Genomic DNA, 14,823 nt, shown 5'->3' on the forward strand with positions numbered 1-14,823 from the left:
CCCACCGTACGCCCGGTCAGCCGCTGACGTGAGCGGTGTTGTCGAGCCAGTGCCGAGCGAGGTCCGCGTCGCCGTCGACGGTGATGTCGCCGTCGGTCAACGGCAGACGTCGCGTCAACGAGAACAGCAGCGACGCCGCGGGCCCGCTGATCGTCACGTCGGCCTCGCGGCTTCCGGTCTCCCACTTCGCCCCGTCAGGCCGCCGTACGACGACCCACGCGCCACCGTCCGTCGCCTGCCACTGCAGCACCTGCCCGTCCCCGGATCGCCTGCGCCGACTCGGCCCGCCGCATCGCCCAGGTGGGAGACGTCAGCATCGCAAGGTGATTCTCGATCAGCGCGCCGGCGATCTCGGCGTCGACCTCGGCCGCCCGCCCGGCCGCGGCCGCGGCGTCGAACCCGTGGACGACCGCCTCGTTGAGCTGGCTCGTCAACCAGAACTGGACTCCGGTCCGCCCGTCCCCCGCCGCGTTGAACACCGGCACGTCCTCGGCGCACGCGTCCGCGACCCGCCGCGCGGACGCCGCCAGCCAGGCCGGCCACTCGCCGGGTTCGGCAGGCAGTACCTCCACCTCCGTCGGCAGCTTCGCCGGGTCGGTGATGCGCTGCTCGATCATCTCGGCGACCCAGTTCTGGGTCTGGCCAACGTGCTCGACGAGCTTGGTGACGGTCCAGTCCGGCGTGGTCGGTACGGCGGCGTCCGGTCCGGCCGCGGCGGCCGACTCCGCCAGCCGCCGGGTGTGGTCGACGATCGCCTGCCGCGCGTGGTCGGCGTTCAGCATGCATGTGTCCTTTCCAGGGTCGGCAGTACGGTGTCACACATGGTCCCGCACCGGGTGGTGGTCGTCGGCTACGACAACGCGGAGCTTGTCGACATCGCCTGCGTCACGACCGCGCTCGGGCTCGCGAACCGGCTCGGCGCCGATCCTATGTACCAGGTGGTGCTTGCGACCGTCGGCGGTACGGCGGTCCGTTGTGAGACCGGGCTGACGCTGCAGGCGCAGGCGCGGCTCGAGACGATCCGGCGCGCCGACACGGTGATCGTGTCGGGAGGCGCCGGCCATCAGGCAGCGGCGCGCTCTGCCGAACTCGTACGGCACGTACGACGCCTTGCCGGCGGCGCTCAGCGCGTCGCATCCGTCTGTACGGGCGCGACCGTACTCGCCGCGGCGCGACTGCTCGACGGCAAACGGGCGACCACGCATTGGCTGTACGCCGCCGAACTCGAGCGGTCGTATCCGGAAGTACTGGTCGATCCGTCGCCGATCTTCGTCCGCGACGGTACGGTCGCGACATCCGGCGGCGTGACGGCGTCGCTGGACCTGACGTTGGCGTTCATCGAGGAGAACCACGGCGCCGAGCTCGCGCGATGGGTCGCGATGGGCATGGTCACGTACCTCCAGCGGCCAGGGAACCAGGCGCAGATGAGCATGTTCACGGCCGCACCGCGACCGGACCACGCCGGCGTACGACTGGTCACCGATTACGTGGTCGCGCACCCCGACGCGGACCTCAGCGTCGCGGCCCTCGCCGCCCGCGCGGGGGTCAGCGCCCGGCAGCTCACCCGGTTGTTCCGCGAGCACACCGGCGAATCGCCCGCCACCGCCGTACGGCGGATGCGTCTCGAGATCGCGGCCCGGCTGGCGGCGACCACGGACCTGCAGCTGTCGCAGATCGCGCGCCGGTGCGGGTTCAGCTCGGCGGAGACGCTGCGGCAGGCGTTCGCGGCGCGGTTCGGGGTGAGTCCGCGGACGTTCCGTCATACACAGGTACGTACGTAGCCCTGCCCCTTGGTCCGGCGCGACCAGGCGACGGCGAACGCGATCGCGAACGCCAGATGCACGACCACGAACACCCTCGCGAGATCGCGCGCGTCACCGGTCGCGACACCCACGACATCGTTGCCGGCGACGACCCCGAACCCGACCAGATTCGCCAGCAACACCGGCCCCGTCGCCGCCTTGCGCGACAACCAGTTCAACAACGCAATCCCCAGGAACGGCCCACCCAGCAGCCTCATCAGAGCAAGCAGCTCAGAAGAAGCATCCTCCGGCACGGCCCCCACACCGAACTGCGCCGGCACGAACAACAACGCAACCCCAATCACCCCGAGATACACGGCAGCAACAGCAAGGAGGTACTTGACCATCTGGCCATGGTGCAGTGGTGGATCGTGGTTCGGACGGCCCACGTCCGGAATCCTGGGATACCTGTCCGTGCCGTACCGTCTTCCCATGACCTCACCCAGGCTGTTACTCGTCGACCTGGACGTTGAGCTCGTTGCGGCCTGGCAGGACGCGTTCGCGGAACAGATCGAGGACGGCGTGGTCGACGTACGGCACGGCTCGCTGCTCGACGTACTGCCGGAAGTCGACGCCGTGGTGACGGCCGGAAACAGCTACGGCCAGATGGACGGCGGGGTGGACCGCATCCTCGCCGAGCACTGGCCCACGGTCCAACGCGCTGTCTGGTCGGCGATCGCTGACGAGTTCCACGGCTATCAACCGGTCGGCGCGGCCACACTCGTCCCCACTGGTGACGATCCGTGCCGTTGGCTCGTCTACGCGCCGACCATGCGCGTCCCGATGCGCCTCACCGGCGGCCTCGACATCGCCGTACATGATGCTTTCTGGGCCGCACTACTTGCCGTCAGCAACCACGCCGACCCGATCGCCACGATCGCCGCCCCAGGGTTCGGCACCGGCTTCGGCCGGGTGCCCGCTGGCCGGACAGCGCAGCTGATGTCCGCCGCCCACACCATGCACCGCCTCCCGGCCACCACCGCGATCTCCCGACGCGAGCTACTGCTCTAAACCTGTTGTCCTGCCCGCTTCGGCGCTGCGAGACTCGAAAAGTGAGCGAACACACCGCGCGGGCGATCCGGCTGTTCGACGAGCTGGCGGCGGGTTACGACGAGGTGCTGCCGTTCTTCCGTGGGTTCGCGAGGATGCACGTCGACTGGCTCGATCCCCAGCCGGGCATCGTCGTACTCGACCTGGGCGCCGGCAGCGGCCCGCTCACCGGCGCCCTCCTCGACCGCGGCTGCACAGTCACCGCCGTCGACGCGGCCCCGGCGATGGTCGCCAAACTCGCGCGCCTGCACCCCGCAGCGCGGACCCACGTGATGGACGCCCACCACCTCGACTTCCCGGACGCGACGTTCGACCTGGTCTGCGCCGGCTTCGTCGTACATCTCCTCGACGACCCCGCGGCCACCGCCGCCGAGGTCCGCCGCGTACTGCGTCCCGGCGGCATCTTCTCGTTCTCCACCCCCGCCGATGTCGGCGACGCCCCAGAATGGGACTTCTACGGCGCCCTCATCCGCGAGTACCAGCCCTACATCCCAGCAGGCCAAGGCCGCCTCGGCCGCCCGCTCGACGGCGAGCACCTCCTGTCCACCACGGCGTTCACCCACCTGGCCCGAACCACCATCACCCAACACATCCCCATCCCCGACCCCGACACCTTCTGGAACTGGTCCCTCTCCCACGGCTCACGGGCCTTCATCGACGCCCTGCCTCCAGAACAACGCACTAGCTTCGAGTCCCGCCTCCGCGAGCACCTCACCACCATCACCCCCACCACCCACCCGACCGCCGCCACCTTGACCCGCGGCCGCAGAGATGACCGCTGATCAGGCGCGACGCGCCTGGATGGAAGGCCACCTGGAGTGGGCTGCGCACGAGTTCCAGGTCCAGCAGATCGGTACGCCGGTACACACCTCGCGCCTGCACTCGGTCGGCTGCCGCGTACTCGACGACGGTACGAACGCGTGGTTGCGCGTCGTCTACGCGGACCCGGAGTGGGGCGACGGCGACTACCTCGACTCGAATGTGGCCGCCAACGAGATCCACGACGTACCCAAGCCGACCGTCAAGCGATGGCGCGAGTGGCACGACAACGACCGCCGAATGCGCGGAGAACTCAGCACCTTCATCCCCGACCCCGCCATCTCGACCGGCATGACGCCGACCACCGAGCCCGAGATCTCCGACCGCTGGCTCACCGATCTCAACCACGCACTCCACGCCCTCGCCGCCCATCCCCTCCCCGGCCACGGCACGGACGCCTCCTACGTCAACGACGGCATCAGAGCGTTCTTCGGCCTCGAGGTCGACATCGCCCAGGTCCCCTGGACCGCCGCCCATTGCGACCTCCACTGGGCCAACCTCACCGCCCCCAACCTCACCATCCTCGACTGGGAAACCTGGGGCAAAGCCCCCGCCGGCTACGACGCCGCCAGCCTCCTCTGCGTAACCCTCCCGTACCCAACACTCGCCCGGCGACTCCGCACAGCCCTCGCCGACTTCCTCACCACCCCCACCGCCCGCACCGCCATCCTGACAGCCGCCACCCGCTACCTCCGCTTCGCCGACACCGGCGAACTGACCGACCTCGCCATCCCCATACGCAACCTGGCCAACGAGTTCAGCTAGACAAATACTGCGTCAGGATCCGCCACGCCTCCTTGCTGTCCTCGGAATCCACGTGCGGTCGGCGGAACAGGTCGACGTACGACGCGATTTCGGCCAGCGACCACCAGAGGTCGAACAGCTCGATCGCCTCAGGCCGCGGGCTGACCGGACCGGCCTCTGCCTGGTACGCAGGCAACACGTCGGCCGGCCCGCCGAGGACTGCGGCCAGGTCGCGTTCGCGGGGCGCGAGCCTCACCGTGTCCCAGTCGATCAAGTGCATCCGACCATCGGCTGTGCGTACGACGTTGGCGCTGTGCGGCTCGCCGTGGGTCACCACCCAGGGGTCGTCCGACGCCTCGACCTCGCGTACGAGCGCGTCGTACCGCGCAAGCCTCCCCCGCACGTCCTCGATCGCGCCGGCGACCCGGAGCCGCGTCAGCTCGGCGTACGGCCCGGACGTCCACGGCCGATCAAGATCTGCTAGCAACGTCTCCCGACCTGGTACGGCGAAATCCCAACGCTGCAAGCACTCTGGCGGCGTCGCGGAATGCAGCCGCCCAAGAACCCCGGCGATCTGCTCCCGCTCCGCCGGATCGTCCCACCTACCGTCCGCCGTACTCCACCCTGTAAATAAGGCCGAACAACCATCAGCCAACCCGGCACCACCTCACACACCAGCCGCCCGCGACGATCAGGCAAAGGCGCCACGACGAACTCGTACCCGCGCCCGGCCAACTCCTTCGCCGTACGCGCCGCCATACCGACAGCGCCCCGCACCGACCCACTCCGATCCGCGGTAACGAACCAACGCGGCCCCACAACGTCGTACCCGATCCAGTGATAACTACCGAACCCAACCGGCGCATAACTCACCTCGGCAGCCCGGATTCCCCAATGTTCATTGAGGAATCCAGCCACCAGCTCGCACGAGATCTCCGCAGGTTCGTCCCTCATCCCCTCACCCTAACCATCGAGCCCCCCGATTTGGCCGTGACCTTTTCGTGACCTAGACTGAACACATGTTCGAATGTGATCTGGATGAACTCGACACCGCGGCTGTGCTGACCGCGGCAGCCGAGTTCGCCCGGATCCAGGAGAAGGCCGCAGTCGGAGTCCTACAGGCAGCGCTGGCGTTTGCTGACCGTAACGCGGTGCTCGAGGATCATCCGGATGATCCGCTACGCAGCTCGTCGGGTGGCGCATTGCCGGGCCTCGAGCGGCTCTGTGTCTACGGCGGCGACGGATGTCCGGGCGTGGCCGAGTTCGCTCCGATCGAGTTCGGGGCCGTTGTGGGGATGTCAAGCGGTGCGGCCGCATCGCTGATGGGAGAGGCTTTGGCGTTGCGGCATCGACTGCCGCGGGTGTGGGCGGCGGTTCTCGCCGGGAAGGCCGCTGCGTGGCGCGCCCGGAAGATCGCCGACGCCTGCCTGGCCTTGTCCCTGGAGGCCGCCGCGGTGGTGGACCGGCAGGTCGCGGGCATCGTGAACACAGTGACGCCAGGCGCGTTGGCGAGGATCACCAAAGCGGCGGTCCTGGAGGCCGATCCCGACCGAGCCCAGGCGGAGGCCGAGGCCGCCGCGAGGACGCGAGGAGTGTTCGTCGCGCAGTCGGATCTCCACGGCACGAAGCAGATCTGGGTACGCGCGGCAGCGGGCGATGTGATCCGTTTCGACGCCACGATCGACGACCTGGCGCGCGCCCTCAAGGTTCTCGGCGACACCGACAGCCTCGATCAGCGTCGCGCGAAGGCGGTCGGCTGGATCGCGGACCCTGCCGCCGCACGTGAGCTGATCGACGTAGCCCGACACCTCGCCCGCGCCCACACCGATTCCGGACCAACACCACCGACGAGGCGCACCCAACCGGACCGCGCCGCGTCCGATACGAGCACCGCCACAGCCGACGGCGCCGCGAACGACAGCCGCGACGCCGGCGGACACGGTGCTGCGGATGCCTTCACTCGGCAGGCTCTGGCCGGGTCGCTGTCAGCCAAACTCGCCCAGATCAAACAGGATGCCTACAGCAACGGCCTTGGCGCCGGCAGTCGCCACACCATGTATGTGCACCTCACCGATCACACCCTCGCGACCGGCACCGGCGTACTGCGAGTCGAACAGCTCGGCCCACTCCTCGCAAGCCAGCTCAGCGAACTGCTCGGGCACGACCAGGTCGTCGTCAAGCCCGTCATCGACCTCCGCGACCAGGTCAGCGTCCACTCGTACGAGATCCCTGACCGACTCCGCGAACGAGTCCGCCTCCGCCATCCCGTCGACATGTTCCCGTACGGCGGAGCCGAGGCGACCAATCGGATGGACCAAGACCACATCAGGCCGTACGACCGCACCGGCCCACCCGGCCAAACCAGCCTCGACAACCTGATACCGCTCACCCGCCTCCACCACCGCGCGAAAACCTTCGGCGGCTGGAGCAACCGACGCCTGCCCTCCGGCGCCATCGAATGGACAACCCGCCACGGATTCCGGTTCCTGGTCGACCGCCTCGGCACCCATCCCCTCCCGCACTGCCAACCGGAGAGACCATGTGTTCATGGCAGCCAGGGACTTGGTGTTCGAAGTGGGAGATCTGGTCCGGACCTGGGGTCGGTACGTCGCCCGGCCGGATGGTGAGTGGCTCGACCTGGCTCGGGTGGATGACCTGCTCATCAAGCCGCCGGACTGGATGTCGGATCGCTCGATCCGGCTGATCGGGGCCGACGCCGACGCCGTACCGACCGCCTGGGCAGCGAACGGAGTCCCCGGCCGCATCTCGGTGGTCGGGAGGTGGCGCGACGAGAGCATCGAGGTCGACGAACAGTCGCCGGAAACCCCTAGGCGCAGGCCGACGGTGGACAGGACAAACCCACCGTGCCCACCCCCGCCCGATGGCTGGCGGCGCGACGCAGAGATCTGGCGGCTCCATGTCAACGTCGATGACCTGAAGTCGTCGGGAGCGATCGTCCACATGGTGATCTTCCGGCCCTCCAAGAACCAGGAGGTCCTCGTGGTCGCCGCCACCGATGTCGACGCAGTGACACGGCAGCTGTCCCGGCGCCTAGCAGGTCAGCTCTGCGTGGTGCACAGCCGGTTCACCCGCGCTCAACTCGACGAGGTCCGCGACGTACTGTCAGCCCACTGGCAGGAGTGGCATCTGGAAACCTTCGGCACCGGTCACGCCGACGAACAAGGCCAACCATTCGCCGAGGCCGAACCGTGCCGCGTCACCAACGAGATGGCCGAATGGGCCGACACACTCCCGGACGGCCTGCTCCGCCTGAGCCCAATACTCATCCCAGCCTGACCACCTACGACATCGACAAACCAGCGACGGCCTCAGCTGCCATGAGCGTGTCTCTCGCGAGCGGCTGCATGTCGATCTGCGTGCAGAGCAGTCCCGTCGACACCCGCTCGATCACGCCCCACTCCCAGGTGGCCACCGGATCCAGCCCGGTCCGCGCAGCCAGCCGACGAGCCCGCTCCAACGGATCACCAGCCAGCAACTCGACCGGGTCGCCACGCATCAGGACACCCAGGTCGTACTCCGCTTCCGCAAGCAGACCGTCCGGATCGACCAGCTTGAACCCACCATCGCTCTCAAGCGCGTTCAGTTGGTGTACGTCCCCGTGGACCAGTACGGCCTTCTCGTCGCGATGCGCAAGCTCCCGCCGCCGAGCCGAAGTGAGCGCATGCTCAACAACCTTCTCCGAACACGGATGGTCGAGCTCCTCCCACAACCGCACAATGAAGTCGGCGAGCCACCGCGCCTTCTCGGCACCGGTCGGCAGCCCGGAGTCCGGCGCCGGCCGCCAGATGCGCGCCGCCGTATCGCACAGAAGCTCAAGCCGACGCGACAACGGCAGGCCGAGCTCAAACATCGGCCGCCCCAGCCGCTCCATCAGCAGCGCACCCCGCTCAGCGTCATACCGATAGAGCGCCGGGCACCCTTCCCCGTCAACTATGCGAAGCACAGTCGCCTCGTGGGAGGCTGCGTCCCCGAGCCCCGGGATCAACACCTTGAGAATCGCGGAGGTGCCGTCCGCCCGCGTCGCTTCAGCCACAAAGGCCTCGGACCCACCCGAGTACGGGCGCCCCACCGTGATCGCCCACTCATCCTCAAGCCCCGAGACAACCTCAGGCAACCGCTCGAGCCACCCCTCAACTCCAGCAGCTCGAACCTTGCTGAGCACAGCCTCCGGTACGTCGATCACCCCCGCAGTCTCACACCAATCCCCAGCCCCGGCACGCGATTTAGGCCCGCCGCTCAGAGGCCGCTCGCCGACTGAGGACGGCGCCCGGCCCGTGGCGAAGCGCAGCACGGCGAACGACGAACCTGCCGCCGCGGCGACGTTAGACTCGCCGCCCATGGGACTCCTGACCTTCAGCCTCAACGTCACCCTGGACGGCTGCATCGACCACCAGGAAGGGATCGCCGACGACGAGACCCACGCCTACTTCACCCGTCTCCTGGACGAAGCCGGCGCGATGCTGTGGGGCCGCGTCACCTACGAAATGATGGAGAGCTACTGGCCATCCGTCGCCCGCGGCGACGTCGAGGCCCCGCCGGCCCTGCGCGAATGGGCACTCAAGCTCGATTCCAAACCCAAGTACGTCGTCTCATCGACGCGCACCAACTATCCGTGGACCAACACCCACCACCTCACCGGCGACCTACCCGAGGCCGTCCAAAACCTCAAGGACGCAACCCCAGCCGGCGTCCTCCTCGGCAGCCCTAACCTAGCCACCGAACTCGACCGCCTAGACCTGATCGACGAGTACAGACTCCTCATCCACCCCATGATCACCGGCCACGGCCCCACCCTGCACCAAGCCGGCCTCCCCGCCACCCGCCGCCTCGAACTACTCTCGGCAAACCCCCTCCACAACGGCACAGTAGCCATGCACTACCGCCGCACCCACTGAACCGCAGGTGCCACTCACCCTCTGATCCTTCGTGGAGCTTTGAAGATTCGAACCCCGACCTCTGCCGTTGTCGCGGCTGGTCCGCTCTCACTGCCTCCCATGCCGATCGACGGCTTGGTGGCCGAACGACGCCGCACCTGCACTGAGTCGACCTCACCTCAGGGCATTGCGACAACCGCAGAAAACCGTTGGTGCATCTGTAAGCGTGACGTCACCCTGGAAATGTGCATCTCACCTTCCAGCACGATCCGCGCGGCGAGAGCCTCACGTTGATCCGGCGTGCGGACGGCGCAGTCTTCACGCTCAGGTCGTATTCATGCAAGTGGCGCGTACCCCACGATCTCTCGCATGCGGTGACCGAACGGGAACTCGGCATCGCCGATGGAATCTTCGGCGTCATCGCGGCAGGCGCGGTCTTCTCGACCATGACCCAGATCGAGGGCAAGCCGCGCTACGACGCAAAGATCCGCAGCGACCGTATTCTGAAGGCCGCAAAGGGCGTCGGCATCAGTGAGGCGATCGCAGCCGTCATCCACGAAGCCGTCGAAAAGCAACTACCCACCCCGTACGCCCAGGTCCGCGAGAGCTGGGCGTGATCTCCCAGGATCCTTGCCCGTATCCGGACGAGCACATCGACCGCGCCATCACCACACTGCGCGAACTGGGCGAACAGTGGAGCACAAGCCCCGATCCCTTGGAGTTCCCCTGGCCGCCCAAGCTACGGGCGATCGATCCCAAGACCACGCGGCTCCGGACGCGCTAGGACTCGGTCACCACAAGCTAAACTTGCCGGTGGTTGGAGAGGAGTGCAGCTCCGACGCACTCCTCTAACGAAACAGGCCAGGGGCGAAATGCCTCCTGGCCTGCGATCTCCTGCGGTGGAGCTTAGGGGATTCGAACCCCTGACCTCTTCCATGCCATGGAAGCGCGCTACCAACTGCGCCAAAGCCCCGCGGTGTCCTTGCGACTCCGAAAGCTTAGCGGATGAGTGGCCGCAAAGAAAAATCGGTTCCCTCGTGGGGCTGGTGTGGTCCAGGACACCTTGATTTCGGGGAGTGTAGGAGCCTGGCAGTTACCGTACGTCGCCTCTGGAACGCGGGTCTATTGCGCCTTCGCGGACTGGTCGGGCTGGGTGCTCGGCGACCTGCTGCGCGCGTCGTGGCGGGCGGTGTTGATGGCTGAACGAGCTGCTGTCGGAGGCCGGTCTCTGCAGCTGGACAGAATGCGCACACGCGCTCCTACTTCGTGTGCTGCGGGCGCACCATGAAGCCCGCGCGCCGACGTTTACGTCCTGTGGAACTGCAGGTCATCGGGCGGTCGGATGCCACTCATCACGAACGGGTGGCTTCTGCCGCGCTCCCGGCCAGTGGTTCCTTCGCCAGGGCATGCGCACCACGGGTCAGCTCGCGCGCCGCCGGAGGCGGCCAACAAGACAGCCGCCGCGAAGCGGTGTCCTTTGGCCGGTGCCAGCAGTTGCTTCGCCGGAGCACGCGCGGCACGGATCGGCTCGCGCGCCGCCGGAGGCGGCCAACAAGACAGCCGCCGCGAAGCGGTGTCCTTTGGCCGGTGGGAGCGGTAGCTTCGCCGGAGCAGGCGCGCCACGGACCAGCCCGCGCGCCGCCGCCGGCGGCCAACAAGACAGCCGCCGCGAAGCGGTGTCTTCCAGGGTTTCTAGGTCATTTCTGGGGGTCGTCGCTCATGACCGGTTCGGGGAGGGAGCCGGCGTTCCACTCCTCGATGCGCCAGCCGTGGCGGCCGGGGAGGAGGGAGACCCAGTTGCAGTTGGAGAGGCCGCCGAAGGCGGGCCAGCTGGATTGGGGGATGCCGAGGAAGACGCAGATGCCGACGCGGGCGGCGAGGCCGTGGGTGGCTACGACGATGGTGTCTTCGGGGGTGCCTTCGGTGGAGATGCGGGTGAGGGCGGCGGCGAAGCGGGCGGCTACTTCTTCGACGGTTTCGCCGTTGGTGCCGCGGCGTTGGGGTTCGCCGCTTTGCATGCGGGCGGCGGCTTCGGGGTTGATCGCTGCCAGTTCGGCGGTGGTGAGACCGGCCCAGTCGTCGACGTCGATCTCGCGGAGGGCTTCGTCGTACTCGATCTTGAGGTCGGTGAGTACGGCGAGTTCACCGGCGGTCGCGGCGGCTCGTTGGAGGTCGCTGGCGAACAGGCGGGTGGGGGCGAGGGCGGCGAGGCGGGCGGCGGCGGCGCGGGCCTGGGCGATGCCTACCTCGTCGAGGGGGATGTCGGCCTGGCCCTGGATCTTGTTCCGCAGGTTCCACTCGGTCCGGCCGTGGCGCCAGACGATCAGTCGTCCGGCGGTCATTCAGCCGCGGCCGCGTCGGTACCCGTGCCGCTGACAGCGCCGTCCGGTACGGCGGACGGCAGCGTGATGACCGGGCAGTCGCGCCACAGCCGCTCGAGAGAGTAGAAGGCGCGCTCCTCGTCGTGCTGGACGTGGATGACGATCTCCAGGTAGTCGAGCAGCACCCAGCGGCCCTCGCGGGCGCCTTCGCGGCGTACCGGCTTGGCGTCGAAGTCGACGCGGAGCTTCTCCTCGATCGCGTCGACGATCGCGCGCACCTGGCGGTCGTTGGAGGCGGACGCGACCAGGAACGCGTCGGTGATCGCGAGCTGCTCGGACACGTCGAAGGCGAGGACGTTCTCGGCCTTCTTGTCGTGGGCCGCTTCGGCGGCCGCGGTCAGCAGCTCGATGGCGCGTTCACTGGCAGGCATAAAGGTCCTAACGGTTGGTGTAGAGCTCACGCTTGGCGATGTACTGGACGATGCCGTCGGGCACCAGGTACCAGGTCGGGTTGCCCTTGGCGACCCGGGCCCGGCACTCGGTGGACGAGATCGCCAGCGCCGGCACCTCGAGCAGGGTGATCCGGTCCATCGGCAACTTGTCCAGCGGCAGCTCGAGCCCCTCGGTCCCCGGCCGGGTACAGCCGACGAACTGGGCGAGCTTGAACATCTCGTCGACGTCTCGCCAGGTGAGGATCTGGGCGAGCGCGTCGGCGCCGGTGATGAAGAACAGCTCCGCGTCCGGGTACAGCCTGGACAGGTCCCGCAGGGTGTCGATCGTGTACGTCGGCCCGGGCCGGTCGATGTCGACGCGGCTGACCGAGAACCGGGGGTTCGACGCGGTCGCGATCACCGTCATCAGGTACCGGTCCTCGGCCGGGGAGACCTTGCGGTCCGACTTCTGCCAGGGCTGGCCGGTCGGGACGAAGATCACCTCGTCGAGGTCGAAGTACGACTGCACCTCGCTGGCCGCGACCAGGTGGCCGTGATGGATCGGGTCGAACGTACCGCCCATCACGCCGATCCGTTTGATCCGCTCCACAATCACGTCAGCCCTTCACGCACAGGCCACAGCGTGGTCAGCTGTGCGGCCGGCCCTTGCCCATGATGACGGTGACGGCGATCAGCAGCAGGAACACGACCAGCGCGAACCCGCCGAACCACCACTTCGAAATGTGCGAGGCGTCGACAGCGGCCTCTTGTGCGACCGCGATCAGCGGCACCAGGAGCGTGTGCATGGTGCAGAGCCTATCGCGTGGCGGTCTGGGTCAGCTCTTCCGGGCGGTACGGGTCAGCAGCCGGCGCCAGGTGGACGGTACGGCGTGCGCACGGCGCGCCTGCGCCGCGACGCGGTGCCGCTCGTCGATACGGGCACGGGCAACATCAGGGGTGATCATGGTTCCTTCACTGGGTTGATACGGCGAGACCGAGGGTGGACTGTCCCCGGTACCTCAAATTGTACGGTAAGTACTACGCTGTCACAAACGAATTAAAGGCAAGACGCATTCCCTGCCTTGGAATCTGCGGTGAACAGGAGTTGTCATGGACGCGATCGACCGGCAGCTGATCGAGGCGCTGCGGCTGAACGGCCGCTCGAGCTGGGCCGAGCTCGGCCGGGAAGTCGGTCTGTCGGGCCCGAGCGTCCAGGAGCGGGTACGGCGGCTCGAGGAGCGCGGCGTACTGCTCGGCTACCGGGCCGTCGTCGCCCCCGACCAGGTCGGCCTGGGGACGAGCGCGCTGATCGGCCTGTTCCAGCGTGACGACGTGGAGACCGACGACATCGTCGAGCAGGTCCGGGAGATCCCCGCGGTCGAGGACTGCTGGTTCGTCGCCGGCGACCAGGAGCTGGTGGTCAAGGTCCGGGTCGCCGACGTCACCCAGCTGGAGGCGGTCGTCGGCTCGCTGCGCCGCGTGAACGGCGTGGTCAGGACGCGGACGACGGTCGTACTGTCGACCCGCTGGGAAGGACGTCCGGCGCCGCTGCCCGAGTGACCACCAGTACGCCGGCAGCGACCAGCGCCAGGGCCGCCGCCACCGGGTAGAGCAGCCGCGGCGCGTGCTGGTACGCCGTACCACCGATCGCCGGTGCGAGGAACATCCCGCTGATCGACGCTGCCGCGTACAGACTGGAGTACCGCCCGACCATGCCTTCCGGCGCCGCGTCCGCGACGTGCGCGGTGGCGGTCGGTTTGTAGAGCATCTCCCCCGCGGTCAGCACGACAATCGCGAACGCCGCCCCGGCGAGCGCCGGCCAGACGCCGATGATCGCCTGCCCGATGCCGATGCACGCGAAGCCGGCCGCGATCACCCGGGTCGCGCGGTGACCCCGCAGCCGTACGGCGAGCGGCGCCTCGAACAGCACGATCACGACCGAGCTGGCGCCGAGCAGTACGCCGTACGCGACGGCCGGCGTCCCCGCGTCGCGCAGCAGCAGAGGCAGCGTCGCGAAGATCTGGCGGTAGACAGTGTCGACGACCACGATCGTCGCGAGCACCACCAGGACCGCGCGATCCTTCAGCACCGCGGTCCACAATCCGGTGGCCGACGACCCTGCTGCCCGGCGGGCGTTCGGCACCCAGCGCCAGATGATCGCGGCCATCAAGAGGCTGGTGACGGCATCGACGAAGAAGACCAGCGAGAAGTCGTACGTCGCGAGCAGACCGCCGAGCGGCGGGCCGATCGTGAAGCCCGCGTTGGTCGCGGTCCGGGACAGGGCGATGCCTTCGCGGCGGCGTTCCGCGGGCAGCGAGATCGCGACCAGCGCACTGAGGTTCGGGCGCCCCGCGCCGCCGAACAGGCCCGCCAGTGCGGCGACGACCGCGATCGCAGGGCCGGGCGTGAACGGCATCGCGACACAGCTGACCGCCCACAGCAGCTGGCTCGCGAGCGCCGTCGTACGGAGGCCGAACCGGTCGCCGAACCATCCGCCGCCGAGGTTCCCGCCGACCAGCCCGACACCGTACGCCGCTGCCGCGAAGCCCGCCTGCTGCGCCGACATGCCGCGGTCCTCGACCAGGTACAGCGTCAGGTAGACCCAGGCCAGCGCGCCGGCGCCGTTGACCAGCTGGCCGGCCATCACCGCCTTCATCCAGGTGGGCAGCTCCGCGATCCGGCGCCAGTACACGTCCGCCCCCTTGCGATAGAGTGAGTTCCTGTTGGGAACTTACTCGACGCGGACGACCGGCAGCAACTG

Annotated in this window: 20 protein-coding genes and 1 tRNA gene; 9 read left to right on the forward strand and 12 right to left on the reverse strand. The window is 68.3% G+C overall.

Annotated features, from left to right (window positions below):
• Positions 1-16 precede the first annotated feature (16 nt).
• Together ACQHIV_RS17990 and ACQHIV_RS17995 are read right to left on the reverse strand one after the other, a co-directional pair.
• The gene (locus tag ACQHIV_RS17990; protein WP_427895766.1) at positions 17-250 is read right to left on the reverse strand and encodes a hypothetical protein; all 234 of its coding nucleotides are present in this window, start codon (positions 248-250) and stop codon (positions 17-19) included.
• Positions 195-782 (reverse strand): maleylpyruvate isomerase family mycothiol-dependent enzyme, encoded by a 588-nt coding sequence (locus tag ACQHIV_RS17995; RefSeq protein ID WP_427895768.1) that lies wholly within the window; start codon positions 780-782, stop codon positions 195-197. The genes ACQHIV_RS17990 and ACQHIV_RS17995 overlap by 56 nt, the downstream gene beginning before the upstream one ends.
• 39 nt (positions 783-821) lie before the next feature.
• On the opposite strand from ACQHIV_RS17995, the gene ACQHIV_RS18000 reads away from it, so the two are divergent.
• Positions 822-1,781, forward strand: a complete 960-nt coding sequence (locus ACQHIV_RS18000; protein ID WP_427895770.1) for a GlxA family transcriptional regulator — start codon at positions 822-824, stop codon at positions 1,779-1,781.
• Here ACQHIV_RS18000 and ACQHIV_RS18005 read toward each other — a convergent pair.
• Positions 1,760-2,149, reverse strand: coding sequence for a hypothetical protein (locus ACQHIV_RS18005; RefSeq protein ID WP_427895771.1), 390 nt, complete (start codon positions 2,147-2,149; stop codon positions 1,760-1,762). The genes ACQHIV_RS18000 and ACQHIV_RS18005 overlap by 22 nt on opposite strands.
• An 85-nt stretch (positions 2,150-2,234) precedes the next feature.
• Here ACQHIV_RS18005 and ACQHIV_RS18010 point away from each other — a divergent pair, with 85 nt between their 5' ends.
• Genes ACQHIV_RS18010 through ACQHIV_RS18020 form a run of 3 tightly spaced genes read left to right on the forward strand, consistent with a single transcriptional unit; the run spans position 2,235 to position 4,436 of the window.
• A complete protein-coding gene (locus ACQHIV_RS18010; protein ID WP_427895773.1) occupies positions 2,235-2,813 on the forward strand; it encodes a macro domain-containing protein in 579 nt (192 codons plus the stop codon).
• Positions 2,814-2,854: 41 nt separating this feature from the next.
• Complete coding sequence (locus tag ACQHIV_RS18015; RefSeq protein WP_427895775.1) at positions 2,855-3,634, forward strand: class I SAM-dependent methyltransferase; 780 nt, start codon at positions 2,855-2,857, stop codon at positions 3,632-3,634.
• A complete protein-coding gene (locus ACQHIV_RS18020) occupies positions 3,624-4,436 on the forward strand; it encodes a hypothetical protein (RefSeq protein WP_427895777.1) in 813 nt (270 codons plus the stop codon). The genes ACQHIV_RS18015 and ACQHIV_RS18020 overlap by 11 nt, the downstream gene beginning before the upstream one ends.
• Here the strand turns inward: ACQHIV_RS18020 and ACQHIV_RS18025 are convergent.
• Positions 4,429-5,070 (reverse strand): phosphotransferase family protein, encoded by a 642-nt coding sequence (locus ACQHIV_RS18025; RefSeq protein ID WP_427895779.1) that lies wholly within the window; start codon positions 5,068-5,070, stop codon positions 4,429-4,431. The two genes, ACQHIV_RS18020 and ACQHIV_RS18025, sit on opposite strands and share 8 nt — an antisense overlap.
• A gap of 364 nt (positions 5,071-5,434) precedes the next feature.
• Between ACQHIV_RS18025 and ACQHIV_RS18030 the strand changes: the two genes are divergently transcribed.
• Entirely contained in the window at positions 5,435-7,042 is a 1,608-nt protein-coding gene (locus tag ACQHIV_RS18030; protein ID WP_427895781.1) for an HNH endonuclease signature motif containing protein, read from the forward strand.
• Entirely contained in the window at positions 6,963-7,712 is a 750-nt protein-coding gene (locus ACQHIV_RS18035) for a hypothetical protein (RefSeq protein WP_427895783.1), read from the forward strand. The genes ACQHIV_RS18030 and ACQHIV_RS18035 overlap by 80 nt, the downstream gene beginning before the upstream one ends.
• Positions 7,713-7,716: 4 nt before the next feature.
• Here ACQHIV_RS18035 and ACQHIV_RS18040 read toward each other — a convergent pair whose 3' ends face one another.
• Positions 7,717-8,619 (reverse strand): aminoglycoside phosphotransferase family protein, encoded by a 903-nt coding sequence (locus ACQHIV_RS18040; RefSeq protein ID WP_427895785.1) that lies wholly within the window; start codon positions 8,617-8,619, stop codon positions 7,717-7,719.
• Positions 8,620-8,773: 154 nt separating this feature from the next.
• Between ACQHIV_RS18040 and ACQHIV_RS18045 the strand changes: the two genes are divergently transcribed.
• Positions 8,774-9,331, forward strand: coding sequence for a dihydrofolate reductase family protein (locus ACQHIV_RS18045; protein ID WP_427895787.1), 558 nt, complete (start codon positions 8,774-8,776; stop codon positions 9,329-9,331).
• A 224-nt stretch (positions 9,332-9,555) separates the two neighbouring features.
• Entirely contained in the window at positions 9,556-9,927 is a 372-nt protein-coding gene (locus ACQHIV_RS18050) for a hypothetical protein (RefSeq protein ID WP_427895789.1), read from the forward strand.
• A 283-nt stretch (positions 9,928-10,210) separates the two neighbouring features.
• On the opposite strand, the gene ACQHIV_RS18055 is transcribed toward ACQHIV_RS18050, so the two are convergent.
• The 6 genes from ACQHIV_RS18055 to ACQHIV_RS18080 form a co-directional block, all read right to left on the reverse strand.
• Positions 10,211-10,283: transfer RNA gene (locus ACQHIV_RS18055), tRNA-Ala, on the reverse strand.
• Between the two features lie 724 nt (positions 10,284-11,007).
• Entirely contained in the window at positions 11,008-11,652 is a 645-nt protein-coding gene (locus ACQHIV_RS18060) for a histidine phosphatase family protein (RefSeq protein WP_427895790.1), read from the reverse strand.
• Positions 11,649-12,062 carry a ribosome silencing factor gene (gene rsfS / locus ACQHIV_RS18065; protein ID WP_427895792.1) on the reverse strand — a complete coding sequence of 138 codons (414 nt, stop codon included), beginning with the start codon at positions 12,060-12,062 and terminating at the stop codon, positions 11,649-11,651. Before rsfS ends, ACQHIV_RS18060 begins: the two co-directional genes overlap by 4 nt.
• Positions 12,063-12,069: 7 nt before the next feature.
• Positions 12,070-12,678, reverse strand: a complete 609-nt coding sequence (gene nadD / locus ACQHIV_RS18070) for a nicotinate-nucleotide adenylyltransferase (protein ID WP_427895794.1) — start codon at positions 12,676-12,678, stop codon at positions 12,070-12,072.
• 31 nt (positions 12,679-12,709) lie between these two features.
• On the reverse strand, positions 12,710-12,868 hold the full coding sequence (locus tag ACQHIV_RS18075) for a hypothetical protein (RefSeq protein ID WP_427895796.1): 159 nt from the start codon (positions 12,866-12,868) through the stop codon (positions 12,710-12,712).
• 30 nt (positions 12,869-12,898) lie between these two features.
• Positions 12,899-13,027: a hypothetical protein gene (locus ACQHIV_RS18080; RefSeq protein WP_344190288.1), complete on the reverse strand. Its 129-nt coding sequence runs from the start codon at positions 13,025-13,027 to the stop codon at positions 12,899-12,901.
• A gap of 145 nt (positions 13,028-13,172) precedes the next feature.
• On the opposite strand from ACQHIV_RS18080, the gene ACQHIV_RS18085 reads away from it, so the two are divergent.
• Positions 13,173-13,622: an Lrp/AsnC family transcriptional regulator gene (locus ACQHIV_RS18085; protein ID WP_209698918.1), complete on the forward strand. Its 450-nt coding sequence runs from the start codon at positions 13,173-13,175 to the stop codon at positions 13,620-13,622.
• On the opposite strand, the gene ACQHIV_RS18090 is transcribed toward ACQHIV_RS18085, so the two are convergent.
• The gene (locus ACQHIV_RS18090) at positions 13,555-14,754 is read right to left on the reverse strand and encodes an MFS transporter (RefSeq protein ID WP_427895798.1); all 1,200 of its coding nucleotides are present in this window, start codon (positions 14,752-14,754) and stop codon (positions 13,555-13,557) included. The genes ACQHIV_RS18085 and ACQHIV_RS18090 overlap by 68 nt on opposite strands.
• Between the last annotated feature and the right edge of the window lie 69 nt (positions 14,755-14,823).

It is taken from the genome of Kribbella polygonati, from assembly GCF_050320105.1.
Taxonomy (GTDB): Bacteria; Actinomycetota; Actinomycetes; order Propionibacteriales; family Kribbellaceae; genus Kribbella.

What these genes read in the sequence shown, in the direction of transcription:
- ACQHIV_RS18035 (WP_427895783.1), top strand. Translation starts at nt 6,963, where the DNA reads ATGGCAGCCAGGGACTTGGTGTTCGAAGTGGGAGATCTGGTCCGGACC.
- ACQHIV_RS18020 (WP_427895777.1), top strand. Translation starts at nt 3,624, where the DNA reads ATGACCGCTGATCAGGCGCGACGCGCCTGGATGGAAGGCCACCTGGAG.
- rsfS (WP_427895792.1), bottom strand. Translation starts at nt 12,062, where the DNA reads ATGCCTGCCAGTGAACGCGCCATCGAGCTGCTGACCGCGGCCGCCGAA.
- ACQHIV_RS18045 (WP_427895787.1), top strand. Translation starts at nt 8,774, where the DNA reads ATGGGACTCCTGACCTTCAGCCTCAACGTCACCCTGGACGGCTGCATC.
- ACQHIV_RS18005 (WP_427895771.1), bottom strand. Translation starts at nt 2,149, where the DNA reads ATGGTCAAGTACCTCCTTGCTGTTGCTGCCGTGTATCTCGGGGTGATT.
- ACQHIV_RS18080 (WP_344190288.1), bottom strand. Translation starts at nt 13,027, where the DNA reads ATGATCACCCCTGATGTTGCCCGTGCCCGTATCGACGAGCGGCACCGC.
- ACQHIV_RS18030 (WP_427895781.1), top strand. Translation starts at nt 5,435, where the DNA reads ATGTTCGAATGTGATCTGGATGAACTCGACACCGCGGCTGTGCTGACC.
- ACQHIV_RS18000 (WP_427895770.1), top strand. Translation starts at nt 822, where the DNA reads ATGGTCCCGCACCGGGTGGTGGTCGTCGGCTACGACAACGCGGAGCTT.
- ACQHIV_RS18075 (WP_427895796.1), bottom strand. Translation starts at nt 12,868, where the DNA reads ATGCACACGCTCCTGGTGCCGCTGATCGCGGTCGCACAAGAGGCCGCT.
- ACQHIV_RS18085 (WP_209698918.1), top strand. Translation starts at nt 13,173, where the DNA reads ATGGACGCGATCGACCGGCAGCTGATCGAGGCGCTGCGGCTGAACGGC.
- ACQHIV_RS18010 (WP_427895773.1), top strand. Translation starts at nt 2,235, where the DNA reads ATGACCTCACCCAGGCTGTTACTCGTCGACCTGGACGTTGAGCTCGTT.
- ACQHIV_RS17995 (WP_427895768.1), bottom strand. Translation starts at nt 782, where the DNA reads ATGCTGAACGCCGACCACGCGCGGCAGGCGATCGTCGACCACACCCGG.
- ACQHIV_RS18060 (WP_427895790.1), bottom strand. Translation starts at nt 11,652, where the DNA reads ATGACCGCCGGACGACTGATCGTCTGGCGCCACGGCCGGACCGAGTGG.